Below are 11,890 nucleotides of genomic sequence, written 5' to 3' on the forward strand. Positions count from 1 at the left end.
TCCCGGTCACGAGCAACGATGGCCAATGTCGGACCGTTTCCAGGCGAACACTGCAAGCCCAGAATGCCAAAGTGCGTTGAAGTCGAAGCAACGCCATTCATGCCTGTACTTTACTGACTGCGCGTAATGGGGCCGCTTGATCTCTGTTCGCTCCATCCGTCGTGACCGCCGCCAAGTAGTGAGCAAAGAGCGATATCGGCCGGGTGTGCGACTCAAGGGAACTCTTGCCGCTCCGCCCTGCCAACCAGTCGTCAAACAGCCTTTTGCGACCTGTGCGAAGGTCGGCGTTTCGGACAAGCGTGTCCCGCGCGGGATAAAGCCGTTCGCGTAAGGCTGCGCCGCCGAGGAAACCGGCATTCCGCCAAAGCGTGATGTGCGCCTCCCTTCTCAGTTGCGGATGAGCTTCCGTGCTCAAATGTGCGCGCTTGAAGATCCTGGCCTCGATCGCTGCGAAGGGACCGATATTCAAGCGGATGGTCTCGGACCCGTACCGTCCGTTCTTGTCGTAAACATCGGCTGGCAGTTGCCGCCAATTGCGAAGCGACACGCTGGTCTGCAGAAGGTCGAGCCGAAACAGGCAGACGGTCTCACGGCTTCCGGCACGCCTTGCGGCTCCGGACGAGACAATATCCGTCTCACCCCAGAACGGTGGCGCGGGAAACAGTCGAGCGACTGGCGCGTCGCCGAGAAGCCTGCTCACCGGATCCGGGCCAATCTGCCCGACCTGGTCGGCGGCGGTCGCCCGATGGACATCCAACTCGACCGTCAGCCTCCCGAAGTGGTCCTCATTGTGAGCCAGAAGACCGGCGAGAATGTCAATGTAGTGATAACCGGAATGACAAAGCATTCCGTAGCCGTAGCGGTAAGGATGGTCCTCCCGGGAGAGGATCTCCTCCTCCGTATTCCACACTCCCGCGTGATGTTCGATACCAATATAGGTGACCGGCGTGCCAAGGTTTCGGGAGGCGCGGCGCGCATAGCGTCCAATCAATTCGTACACTGCGTTGTAGCGGCGCGGCGTCATGACCACGCAACGGCCGCCAGTCCGAACGCAGATCTCCTTGAGCTCGGCTAACGCACCGACCAGCCGGTCCGCGGCAGGGCGTCCATCCGCCCCCATGGGAAGAACGATGGGCTTGTCGACCAGGCAATCAAGTCCAAGTCTAAGCGCCGCGCGCAGGTAGCCCAAATGAGCCTTGGGTTCGGTCGAGACGATCACTTTCGCGCCTGGACGTGCCAGAGCCGTCAGGACGTCCTCCCCATGGCCGGAATACCAGATCGCCCGTCGCCGGAGATCGGGTACCCATGAGACGCTCGCCGGCCTGCAGGTGCGGGGCCGGAAAAAGGCATCCACATCGCCTCGCACGCTGTCGAGCTCGACGACATGGAAGGCCGATGCTCGGCCGCTGGAGACGGCATCCTCGATCAGAGGAATATATTTCGCCCGGGCATAAGCACCGAGACCGACGAGAATGATATCTCCCCGCATGCGCCTTCTGATCACTCTCTCACTTTTGCCTCATCAGCACTTCGGACTTGATGAGGGCAGACACTGGGCCGGTCCGACGGACGCTGACAAGGTGGGATACTGCCTTCCTCGCGCACCGAGTACCGCCGATATGGAGGCTTTTCGTTCATCGATCGCTTGGTCATGCGCAGGCGAGCGCACGGTTCTCGACATTCTTCAAGAGGGCGAGCTGACTCGGGCATTGGCCGCAGCCGCTGTTCGCCCGAAATTTCTCCAAAGCCGGCGAGCTACGCCAAACCTTCTCCAGGTCGAACTCCGGCGATCGGATATTGCCGAGGAGGAACTCGCGGCTATCGGGATCACCGACGACGAAGGAACAGGGATACAAATCGCCGTTTGCAGAGAGGTAGACCGCGGTGGCACCACAGTCGCATTCGGTATATCTGACGTTTGGCCGTGGCTGCGACGTATCGATGAAAATCGGCGGCGGCAGTTCGAGGCGTGCTGAGCTGGGCTCTGCAGCAATCCCCATCAGGGCTTCCTGCAGCTCTCGAATTTCGTCAGCCGAGCCCAAGAGCGCATCCTCATTGCCGAGGGCAACGCCCGAGGCGAACATCGGCTTGACCCTGAAGGAGTAGACGCCGATTGACGACAGGAGCCGGTAGGCGTCGAGCGCCTCACCGATGTTGTGCCGGTTGGCAGTCATCCTGGCCTGCACCAAGGCCCCGCAATTGGCCGCCTCAGCCATCTGCCGGAGCGCAGAATCGTAAACACCCGCTTTGCCCCGGAAGCGGTCCACCGTGTTTCGCTTCGCGCCGTCAAAGCTGAACTGGAACGTCAGGTTCTCGCGATCGTCAAAGAACGAGGCGACGTCATAAATTGGCACCTGTCCGAGCCCCCCTGTGTTCAGTTGCACGTGAAGGCCTCGCTTGTTCGCATGGGCCATCACGGCTGCCGTGCGCGGAAACACGCGCTTGAGAAGCGGCTCGCCACCCGTCAAAGAGACTTTTCTCAGCGAATATTTGTCGACGAGAAGGTCGACGAACTCCGTCATCTCCTCGATAGATAGTTGTGATGGCTCCAAAAGCTGCTTGTATTGATCCCGATACTCTTCAGGAACATAGCAATGCTCGCAATGAAGATTGCAGTAGAAAGATACGCAAATTCTCGTATGGTTGAAGACAATGGGCAGCGGATGGTCGCTTGGCATGGCATCCTCCTAGCTCTCTCCCAGAAAGGTTGCAGCAGGATTTATGCCAGTGCGACGCGCCGAATCTCCGACGACTTTGAGGGGGCAATGTCGCGCTCCAAACAGCTTGGCGGATTCTAGACATCAGGTCTGTTTGGTTTCGGACATACGCACGCCCACTGCCCGCAGACGCCAAGCCGATTCAACTTACTTCCAGATAGGCCACCCAGCCACAGGGGCATCAATCACCGTCGCATCCGTTGCAATGAGCATTTTATTTCCCATCCGTAGAAGTCGCGCATCATTCACTCCCACCAACCGCAACGCATCACCCTGCTGAGTCGAGCGCGGCCTGCAACCGGCGCTTGGGGCGCAGTTCTTGTTGATGTACGGTACGCACCCGGCCAGCACCCCAGGTAGGCGCGATCTTCGGGTGAAGATCACTCAGGCGGCAAGGGCGCCCTTGTGCTGCTGGTTCGCCTTCCAACTCCAGGGCAGAAGGTCGGCGACTTTGTTGGCGGGATAAATCGGGGAGCCGGGCCAGCACGTCCGCAAGCCAGGCTTGGGGATCGACGTCGTTCATCTTGCAGGTCTCGACAAGCGTTTAGACGGCGGCGGCACGATGGCCGCCGGCATCTGAACCGGCAAAGGTCTGCTTTTTTCCTCCGACCGCCACACCGCGCAAGGCCCGTTCGGCCTCGTTGTTGGTGAGACAGACGCGGCGGTCATCGAGGAAGCGGGTGAACGCTGCCCAGCGGTTGAGGAGATAGTTGATCGCCTTCGCAGTGTCGTTGCTTGATGAGAGCAAGGCGCGCTGCTGGCGCATCCAGATTTCGAGATCGACGATCTGCTTCGATTTTTCACGGCGCAGGGCAAGCCGTTGTTCCTGTGTTTGTCCGTTGACGGCGCGCTCGATCTCAAACAGTTCATCGATGCGCCGCACCGCTTCGGTCGCAATCGGGGCCTTTCCCGATTTCGCCACGGAAGAACTTTCAGCGGCCATGGCACCAGCACGCTGCCTCAAGGATCGGCGCTGGTTTCCGATTGGCTCTGTAGAGATCGTTGTAGCCGTTGAAGGCATCGGCCTGCATCAGACCAACGTAGCCAGCAAGATGGCCGGATGCTCTCCAGCCCGGTTGCGCGAGTAATAGAACAATGCCGCCGGCGGATCGGTGCCGGCAAATGGCCGGTCATCGCGAATATACATCCAGATCCGCGCGACCATGGCCTTCACTTTCGCCAGCATCGCGACCGTGGTGTCGTCGGCATGAATGCGTTCCGCGCGCATGACGTGCGTCCGGATGGCCTCAATAAGAGGCTCAAGCGCCACCGCGCAGGCGCCGACCCGATCTTCCAGCGTCGAGACATCGATCGCGATGCCCTCGCATAGGTCTTGCTCTGACGGTTCAGCGGCTGGTGCAGAAGGAACTTGTTCACCAGAACCATCGCCATGAGGCTTGGCCCGGCAAAACCGCGCGGGATCGGATGCGAGGGCACCGGCGCCTCGGTGATGGCCTCGCAATCGCGGCAGGAGCATTTCTCGCGGACGCGCTCGATGATCTTCCAGCGTCGCGGCTCGCATTCCAGGGTTTTCGAGACGACCTCGCCGAGCTTGTGCAGCCGCGCACTGCCGCACTTGCCGCACGCGCAAGGTCTAGGTTCAAATGATCCTTTCGATCGGCGGGTTGTCCGGCAGCGGACGTCGCGGCGGCTGCGGATTGCGTGCGCTTCTCTGGAGCGGCCTGTGGTGCAGCGATCTCGGCCTTGGTTTGCTGTTCGGCCTGCGTCTCTTCGAGATCCTCGATGGCGAGCTCGAGCTGCTCGACCAGCAGCTTGCCGCGCTCGGAGGATTGCCCGAACTGCTCGCGCCGCGCCTTGGCCAGCATCAGCTTCAGTCGTTCGGTCTCCAGCTGGCCGACGGTGACTTCGCTCTTCTCCTAGTGTCGGCTGCTCGCGCTGTGCAAGGATCATCGCATGCGCGGCGGCAAGGTCGGCGGGAAGCGGATCGGAGGGCGTCGTTACGACGACGAACCAACCATATTCGCCGCAAAAAAACGCGCCCGGTTTCCGCTGTGAGCCAAAAAGCACAGCTTAACCGGAAGCCTTTCGTCGCCAGGTTGCCTGCGGCGTCTGGCAATCAATTCCGGACAAAAGATAGGACAATTGCGCAACGCTGATGGTGACAACACCGTCGGCCAGCGAGGGTCACAGAGAGCGACCACGCTCCAGCCTTTTCGTGAACAGGCAGGCATCCCGGCCATCATGCCAAATTACTTTTGATGAGACCGCGGCGGCCCCTAAAAACATAAAGGCCGCCAGCATGCGGATCACGCTTCAAGCTCTCCTGAACCAGCCGCGCCAAGCTTGGGAATCGAAGTCGCATATCGGTATGGCGCGTCGCGAGCCACACCCGCACATTGCCCGGAATGGCAATCATCGGCGCTCCAGCACGTCGAGAACCCGAGCCAGCGGCTCCGCATCAACTTACACATCCCCCCGGATACTTCGCCGGTTGCCAAGATCGATCTCGATCAGTCCGGTCCCGGCTGCCGGCACCACCGCATCCGCCCGTCATTCTCCGACGGCAGCTTCGCGTTTTCCCCGCCCGTTTTCGCCGCCGCGGTAATCTGCACCAGCGCAAAACATGGCTTGATCTTTTCAACCCCGTTCGGGCTTGTCGACGCGAGGTGAACGCCACGCTCGCAGCGGCACCGTTGCCGCGAGCGACTTCCGTCACCTTGGCGCCCAGCGCTTCCTCGACAATCCGCGCCTTTCGTTCCCGCGACCAACGTCGCCGCCCGCTCCAGCCGGGCATACTCGACACGCATCGCCTGATGACCTTAAAGCTAGCCTTAAGGTCACCCGCTTCGCGAAATAATCCGCGTCACACAAGGACGGTGCTCGTCGGAACCGTACGATGTACGCGCGTTATTGCGCTGCAACTCTGATCGTCCTCGTACTCCTGCAAACTAGAGTAGGCGATATGTTTGAAACGAACCGCACATTCCATCGCTCTCAGATTTCGTGAACTCATTGACGTTGTCAGCGCGTTCACAGGGACGTTGTCAAACGCACGAATTTGCTTCGTCAAGCAAGGCGCCAGATTGCGTGAGTGCACGCCGATCGCTGAAACCTGAAACAAAGAGCATAGACAGCACGGTAGATTCCAGATCGCGATGGACGGACGGCCTCAAAAGGCGATCGCTATGCCAGTGATCGCATGCCGCCACTCCGCCTCCTCGCGCCGGCGGTCCGGCAACCGGAACAGCATGTCATCGCGTCTTCAACGGGTGAAGATTCTAGGCGTATAAATCCGCATTATTCACCGATGACTGGTCTCACAAGCTCTGCGAAAGTTGAGTTCATGGTTCTATAAGCCTTTGGAGAACCAGAATGTCGTAGTTTGCCCCGTTACCGGGAAACGCTCCGGGTAGACATCCCGCGACCGAGAGTCCACATTTGCGTTCTGCAAAAGAAATTACGTTCGGGATATCTGCAAATATCATTCCTAAGATGCAGTGTAGATTGGCCGTACTTGCTCGGCTTAGAACAGCGTGCGCAAGAGCGGATCCAACTCCTTTACGACGAAACGCCCCTTGAACATAGAGCGACATCTCCGCTGTCTGCCTCAACCCTTCATTGTCATGGTGCCTAGTGAGTGCGGTCCATCCAATCACGCTGCCATTGCTCAGACAGGAGTAGGCCACAAATGAGGGACGACGCGCAAATAAAAATTCATTCATTTCCGGGACGCTCCACGGGCGTCTTCCTTGCGTCGATTCTCTATTCCGACATGCGGCGTTATAGATGTCTGTTACTTCGGGTAGATCAGTTGTTTGCAACCGGCGCACTTCATACTGCATATCTGGCCTTTCAATCTTCTGTGGCATCGGATCAGGCATGAGGCAGCGATATACCTGACGTACCGTCCAAAAGAGGAAACGCTGCTACCGACCACCGCATCCTCTTTAGTCAGCTATTGATCAATAACGTTCTTTTCACAAGGCGAGCCAAGCAACACCACCCAGGTTCCCTTCGAGAAGCGATCGCAGTTTTCGCCTACAGGCTCGTTGATTAGCGAGTTCCATCGTGGCGACTTGCGTGCGTTATGCCGGTCTCCCATGTGGTGAACTGTGCTGCAGTTGGTGATCAGAGAGCGACACCGGTGCAGGGGCCGACCCACTTTCTCAAGAAAAGATACGAAAGGCTATCGCACAAGGGACAAGAACTACCAGAGCTTGTAGCTTGCATAGACAGTCAAAATACTCGCATTGATAAGCACACTTTCGCTGACGCTGCTCCCTTCCACTGCGGCAGCTGACGTCTGGCTGCCCATGTTTGATCGAAATGTTCGACAGACGCGCGTAGCTGCATCAGTGTACTCCACGATTGCAACGGACTTTCGAACAACTGGTGCCTGATGGTGATTCGACGCGCTAAATACCCAGATGCTGAAGACATCGCAAAAATCTACAATCAAGCGATGGCACCCGGCGTCTTTGCTATGAGTCGAGTGTCGCCCGAAACTCGCACCGAACGGCTGGATTGGCTTAGGGAGCATAAAGACCCCTACCCCGCTTTCGTTTATCAGCACGAGAGCGGGAAAGTGATCGCATGGTGTTCCCTGAATACACTTTCGATGCGTCCTGAGTATATGGAGCTCTCCGAAGTGTCGTTTTACGTTGATGAACAACACCAGAGAAGAGGCATCGGAAGGCTGATGCTTGCGCATTTGATTAACACGGCCAACACTTTTGGACTACGTGCCCTGTTGGGCCGTACCCTTGAAAGAAATGTCGGAGCGACCAAGAATTTCCATTCGTTCGGGTTTGTACGTGTCGTGACGCTACGCGAACTTTCGCTCATTCGAGGTGAATGGCACAATGACGTATGGCTGTGGAAACAGTTGCGATGACTGTCCGACTACGACCGCTTGTGCGTGCAACATCGATACCGAAGACTGCGCGCAGAGCTGAATCCGGAAATCTGGACGGGTAATAAGTGGCGGTTCTACAGCGGACAATTGTCCGGCCAAATGAAGATAGACGATGAGCAGACGAGCCTGCCGGCATCACGCATCGGTATTCAAGGCGAAGATGGCGTTAGCGCGATCAAGGGCGAGATGGCGCTGGCCCAGTTGGCTGAACATTTTGACGTGCACCCGAACCAGATCACGAAAAGGAAGATCCAGCTTCGGAGCGTTTTGGTGCTGATGGTGGCAACAGAACAAGGGAGCCCGCGGTGGATGTGAAAACGCTGCATGCCATGACCGGGAAGCTGGCACTGGGAACGATTTGTTAGAAAGGGCGTGCTCAGGGATGCTGGCCTGCTGAGCGCCGATTCGTGAGCACCCGGTTGAGCGCCCATCCGCCACATTGCGTACCACCAGGTCCAAAGCCGGGCACAAGGCTATCCGTATCTGCTGCGTGGGATGGAGATCGCGCGCCCGAACTAAGTCTGCGCGACGGACCTACCTACACACCCATTGCGTGCTGTCCCGCGAGCCAACTCTGGCAGAGGCTTCACCTCTGGACACAGAGTTACCGCTAGATGCGCGGGCCACCTCGATCTTCAGGCCACAAGCGATTTTGTCAGGTCAACTATATGGTCGTTGTCTCGCTTCGGACAACGGTGCGAGTCTTGTTCGATCTAAGCCATGGCGGACTTCAGTGGGAGGTGGCCTTTTGGAACGAGCTCAATAACCTTCTGAGCCAGGAAAACCTTGGCACGCGCGTTGCAGCCTGCGCTGTGCGGCACTAGCCGATATCTCAGTCCAAACTGGATGGCTGACAACGGCTGTCGTGGTGCTGGCTTAAGTTACTTCGATAGTGGAGCTATCTTCGCGCTCTGGAACACAGATGAGGCTTCTCGATACTTGAGCTCGGAATTGGCCTCCAGGAGAATCTGATGAGATTGCTGATACTCACCAACACACTCGACTGTTTAGGCGAGAACGACGCGCCGATCAGTAACGCGTTTCGCCGGCTGGGTTGCGAAGTCGTTTTCGGAGAATTGAATTCTATTTCGGCGGACGATTATCGCTTTTCCACAAGAGGAGCCTTGGTGCCTCAAAATGCCGAGCCATATCATCCCGGCGCCTCGGCAGAAGGAAAACGAAATGCCTATTTTCTCGACGAATGCCAATTGGTCTGGGTCATGAACCATCCTCAAGATCGTGTATCCCTTGACATTTGGCAGATGCTTTGGTTGGCCTCTCAGCACACCTCCTTCGTTAACAGCGTCGAAGGCTTGATGTTTCTTACTCCAAAACATGCATTGGGGTACGTCGTGCCCAAGGCAAACAGAGCTCTATCATATATATCGAACGATTTTTCGTTGCTATGGGATCGTTACCAACGAACTTCAGATCAATGGTGGGTGGCCAAACCGCCAAATTCCACTTGCGGGCAAAACGTCTTTCTACTGACCCCAAAAGGACCAAATGTCCGAGCAATCCTGCAATGCCTTACCGGAAATACGGCTGCGCACAAAGACAGCTACGGCGAACTAGGCGGCTTCAAAGCTGACTATACCGTTCTTCAGGAGTATATTCCGGAAGTGGTCCGCGGCGAGAAGCGTGTCCTCGTCGCTTGCGGAGAGGCGGTTGCTTGGCACGGTCGGCTCGGGCATCCAGACGATCACAGGTCCAACATCGTGCTTGGAGGAAAACCCGTTCCGGCGGACCTGCATCAAGACGAGATTGGACTGGCCGAGTCGATCGGTCGAAAGCTGATGGCACATGGAATCAACTTCGCGGGGATAGACATGGCCTATCCTTATATTATCGAAATAAACCTTGTAAATCCGGGAGGGCTGTACGACTTGCAGCTTGCTTCTGGAGTAGACCGTTCGGACAAAGTTGCTGAGCTAATCATCGCTCACTTCACGAAGGATTCGTCTTCATGAAAGCCGGCGTGGTTCCAGCGTGCTCGTCTCGTCATCGCATCTCGTAATTCGCGGGTCAATCTTGCCGGCCGTCAGGCAGAAGCTCCATTTAGCGCGCTGTGCAAAATTCCGGAGCCGGCACTTTCAGCGGCGCCGCCGGCCAGAGGACGAGAAGCTCGAGTTCGTTCTGAAGTCACTTCCGGCGGCGCTCCAGTTTGCCCGGAGAATCGCTGCTTCAGTATTCATGCGACGCACTCAACACGCGCAGGACTCTCCAAATGCACAAGAAGGCCGCGGCTAGGGCGCTCGGCCCACGCTACGCGCTTACCAGCCTAGTTACGGACTTCAGTCGAGTCCATTATATCTTTGCCACTCAGATTGGTATCGCTCCAGCCGACGCCGACGTTCAAAATGAACCTTCCAACTGTCAGAGGCGTTTTAGCGCAGACCGACAGCCCGATATCCTGCCACAGGATCCGACCAGATCCGGCCGTGCTCCGATGGCGCGATCAAGATTGAGTTTACGGCTGGGACGGCGCGCATCACTGCTGCAATCATGTAACGAAGCTGAAGGTTGCCGTTACAGACTTTCCGGGATGAACGGCCAATGATCCAGTTCCGTAAAGCGTGCGGTGTGGATTGCGACCGGTCACACCAGCACGCAGGAGGGTTTGCATGCTGCGAGGCAAACCATTGTTCTTTCTTTGGGTCCTATAAATACTTCGCGATCCAACCTCATGCTGTCGTGCTTGTCTACGCGGTCGCAATCAACAGTTGTTGCTTCGTACTCCAGTCAATGTTTCGATCAATGATTTCTCGAATATTTCCAGGCCTTGATTTAACGTCTCCAGGTCGATCGTGAGCGCGGGGAAAAACTTCACGACTTGATCGTCGGGCCCGCATCGTTCGACAATCAATCCCCGCTCAAATGCCCTTCTTGCAGTTGCTGCTGCGAGTTCGGTCTTTCGGCAATCGAACCCCACTGCCATACCACGGCCTCGTACGGAAAAACCGTTTCCGTGCTCGGACGCAATGGCCTCAAGTCGGTCTAGCAATAGCGCTCCCATGCGGCGAACCTCCTCCGAGAAACTTGGGCAGCGCCAGTATGCATTTATGGCGGCGGTTGCAGACACTAGTGCGAGGTTGTTCCCCCGAAACGTGCCGGTGTGTTCTCCTGGTTCCCATACGTCCAGTTCCTCTCTGATCAACAACATTGATAACGGTAGACCGTACCCGCTTAGCGACTTCGACAGCACGATGACATCAGGCGACAACGCCGCAAACTCGAAGCTGAAGAATTCTCCTGTGCGTCCAGAACCCATTTGAATGTCGTCGACTATGAAGACGGCGCCTACATCCTTTGCTATCGCCTGGATCGACTGCAACCACTCCTTGCTCGCTACATTGATACCACCTTCGCCCTGCACTGTTTCGACCAAAATAGCCGCCGGAGCGTCGATTCCACTGCCGCCGTCCATCAACAACTTTCGTACGTACTCAGCCGTATCGACGCCTGGGCCCAAATAACCGTCGTAAGGCATGAAAGTTGTGCCAGACAGTGAAACTCCGCTGACTTTTCGATAAAAGCGGTTGCCTGTTGCGGCTATCGCTCCCAAGCTCAAGCCATGATACCCTCGAGTAAACGAGATGATATTTTGACGCCCTGTGACTTTCCGCGCGAGCTTTAAAGCTCCCTCAATTGCATTAGCCCCCGTTGGCCCCGTGAACTGGTAACGATACCGCATCCCCCGGCTCTCGAGTACGAAAGAATTGAAAGTCTCCATAAATTCGATTTTAGCAGGAGTTGCCATGTCAAGCCCATGAATCATGGCATCTGACGACAGATACTCGGTAACAGCAACTTTGATAGCGTGATTGTTGTGGCCGTAATTGAGCGCACCAGCACCGGAGAAGAAGTCAACCATCTGTCGACCATTCTCGGTCAACATGATGGAGCCGCGCGCACGACTGAAAACAGCAGGAAACGAACGTGAGTACGATCGGACCTTGGATTCGAGTTCTTCAACAGCGTGCAACTTACGTGCTTCGATACCAATCGCCTCGCCCATTGGTAGCCTCCTTAGCCATGGTGATTAACTCCGCACCGTTCTCCGGTTGGCCGGGTGCGAGACGGTTGCACAAGAACCGAGAGCGGTGAAGCTACCAAAACGCCTAGTCTCTGAGGGAGCGCCCACTGCGTACCCGCGACGCCGCCCGAGTGACATCGACCACCGTACTTCCTAAGTCAGCATGGAAGAACGCAATTTCTCCGCGCGCGTGGTCGTTTCGCGGGTGGTACACTGGGATGGCGTCCCTGCTAAAATGCTGTCCTGTGCTGACGCCCTATT

The 11,890-nt window shown here is 57.0% G+C and carries 10 protein-coding genes and 3 pseudogenes; 3 read left to right on the forward strand and 10 right to left on the reverse strand.

Annotated elements, in window-relative coordinates:
• Nucleotides 1-97: 97 nt before the first annotated feature.
• The 9 genes and pseudogenes from I3J27_RS33505 to I3J27_RS33525 all read right to left on the reverse strand — a co-directional run bounded on the left by I3J27_RS33505 (nt 98) and on the right by I3J27_RS33525 (nt 6,559).
• Nucleotides 98-1,489, reverse strand: a complete 1,392-nt coding sequence (locus tag I3J27_RS33505) for a Gfo/Idh/MocA family oxidoreductase (RefSeq protein ID WP_270163143.1) — start codon at nt 1,487-1,489, stop codon at nt 98-100.
• Nucleotides 1,490-1,649: 160 nt separating this feature from the next.
• Nucleotides 1,650-2,678 (reverse strand): radical SAM protein, encoded by a 1,029-nt coding sequence (locus tag I3J27_RS33510; RefSeq protein ID WP_270163144.1) that lies wholly within the window; start codon nt 2,676-2,678, stop codon nt 1,650-1,652.
• A gap of 307 nt (nt 2,679-2,985) precedes the next feature.
• A complete protein-coding gene (locus tag I3J27_RS39365; RefSeq protein WP_441465705.1) occupies nt 2,986-3,240 on the reverse strand; it encodes a transposase domain-containing protein in 255 nt (84 codons plus the stop codon).
• Between the two features lie 21 nt (nt 3,241-3,261).
• Entirely contained in the window at nt 3,262-3,660 is a 399-nt protein-coding gene (locus I3J27_RS39370; RefSeq protein WP_441465706.1) for an IS66 family transposase, read from the reverse strand.
• Nucleotides 3,650-4,376 (reverse strand): annotated as a pseudogene (gene tnpC / locus I3J27_RS39375) (IS66 family transposase). The gene I3J27_RS39370 and the pseudogene tnpC overlap by 11 nt, the downstream one beginning before the upstream one ends.
• A 62-nt stretch (nt 4,377-4,438) precedes the next feature.
• Nucleotides 4,439-4,543, reverse strand: a pseudogene (locus I3J27_RS39380) (IS66 family transposase); the annotation flags it as partial.
• Nucleotides 4,544-4,917: 374 nt separating this feature from the next.
• Complete coding sequence (gene tnpB, locus I3J27_RS33520) at nt 4,918-5,094, reverse strand: IS66 family insertion sequence element accessory protein TnpB (RefSeq protein ID WP_306417037.1); 177 nt, start codon at nt 5,092-5,094, stop codon at nt 4,918-4,920.
• A 42-nt stretch (nt 5,095-5,136) separates the two neighbouring features.
• Nucleotides 5,137-5,472, reverse strand: coding sequence for a transposase (locus I3J27_RS39280; RefSeq protein ID WP_370691906.1), 336 nt, complete (start codon nt 5,470-5,472; stop codon nt 5,137-5,139).
• A 547-nt stretch (nt 5,473-6,019) separates the two neighbouring features.
• Nucleotides 6,020-6,559, reverse strand: a complete 540-nt coding sequence (locus tag I3J27_RS33525) for a GNAT family N-acetyltransferase (protein WP_306417038.1) — start codon at nt 6,557-6,559, stop codon at nt 6,020-6,022.
• A gap of 518 nt (nt 6,560-7,077) precedes the next feature.
• Here I3J27_RS33525 and I3J27_RS33530 point away from each other — a divergent pair.
• The 3 genes and pseudogenes from I3J27_RS33530 (at nt 7,078) to I3J27_RS33540 (ending at nt 9,563) form a co-directional block, all read left to right on the forward strand.
• Nucleotides 7,078-7,572, forward strand: coding sequence for a GNAT family N-acetyltransferase (locus I3J27_RS33530; RefSeq protein WP_270163145.1), 495 nt, complete (start codon nt 7,078-7,080; stop codon nt 7,570-7,572).
• Between the two features lie 133 nt (nt 7,573-7,705).
• A pseudogene (locus I3J27_RS33535) lies at nt 7,706-8,012 on the forward strand (transposase); the annotation flags it as partial.
• Between the two features lie 552 nt (nt 8,013-8,564).
• Nucleotides 8,565-9,563, forward strand: coding sequence for an ATP-grasp domain-containing protein (locus tag I3J27_RS33540; protein WP_270163146.1), 999 nt, complete (start codon nt 8,565-8,567; stop codon nt 9,561-9,563).
• A gap of 746 nt (nt 9,564-10,309) precedes the next feature.
• Here I3J27_RS33540 and ectB read toward each other — a convergent pair.
• On the reverse strand, nt 10,310-11,611 hold the full coding sequence (ectB, locus tag I3J27_RS33545; protein WP_270163147.1) for a diaminobutyrate--2-oxoglutarate transaminase: 1,302 nt from the start codon (nt 11,609-11,611) through the stop codon (nt 10,310-10,312).
• Between the last annotated feature and the right edge of the window lie 279 nt (nt 11,612-11,890).

This window comes from Bradyrhizobium xenonodulans, assembly GCF_027594865.1.
Taxonomy (GTDB): Bacteria; Pseudomonadota; Alphaproteobacteria; order Rhizobiales; family Xanthobacteraceae; genus Bradyrhizobium; species Bradyrhizobium xenonodulans.

Bases quoted from the DNA above. Each gene is read 5' to 3' on its own strand.
- I3J27_RS33505 (WP_270163143.1), bottom strand. From the start codon at position 1,489: ATGCGGGGAGATATCATTCTCGTCGGTCTCGGTGCTTATGCCCGGGCG.
- I3J27_RS33510 (WP_270163144.1), bottom strand. From the start codon at position 2,678: ATGCCAAGCGACCATCCGCTGCCCATTGTCTTCAACCATACGAGAATT.
- I3J27_RS39365 (WP_441465705.1), bottom strand. From the start codon at position 3,240: ATGAACGACGTCGATCCCCAAGCCTGGCTTGCGGACGTGCTGGCCCGG.
- I3J27_RS39370 (WP_441465706.1), bottom strand. From the start codon at position 3,660: ATGGCCGCTGAAAGTTCTTCCGTGGCGAAATCGGGAAAGGCCCCGATT.
- tnpB (WP_306417037.1), bottom strand. From the start codon at position 5,094: ATGATTGCCATTCCGGGCAATGTGCGGGTGTGGCTCGCGACGCGCCAT.
- I3J27_RS39280 (WP_370691906.1), bottom strand. From the start codon at position 5,472: ATGCCCGGCTGGAGCGGGCGGCGACGTTGGTCGCGGGAACGAAAGGCG.
- I3J27_RS33525 (WP_306417038.1), bottom strand. From the start codon at position 6,559: ATGCCTGATCCGATGCCACAGAAGATTGAAAGGCCAGATATGCAGTAT.
- I3J27_RS33530 (WP_270163145.1), top strand. From the start codon at position 7,078: ATGGTGATTCGACGCGCTAAATACCCAGATGCTGAAGACATCGCAAAA.
- I3J27_RS33540 (WP_270163146.1), top strand. From the start codon at position 8,565: ATGAGATTGCTGATACTCACCAACACACTCGACTGTTTAGGCGAGAAC.
- ectB (WP_270163147.1), bottom strand. From the start codon at position 11,611: ATGGGCGAGGCGATTGGTATCGAAGCACGTAAGTTGCACGCTGTTGAA.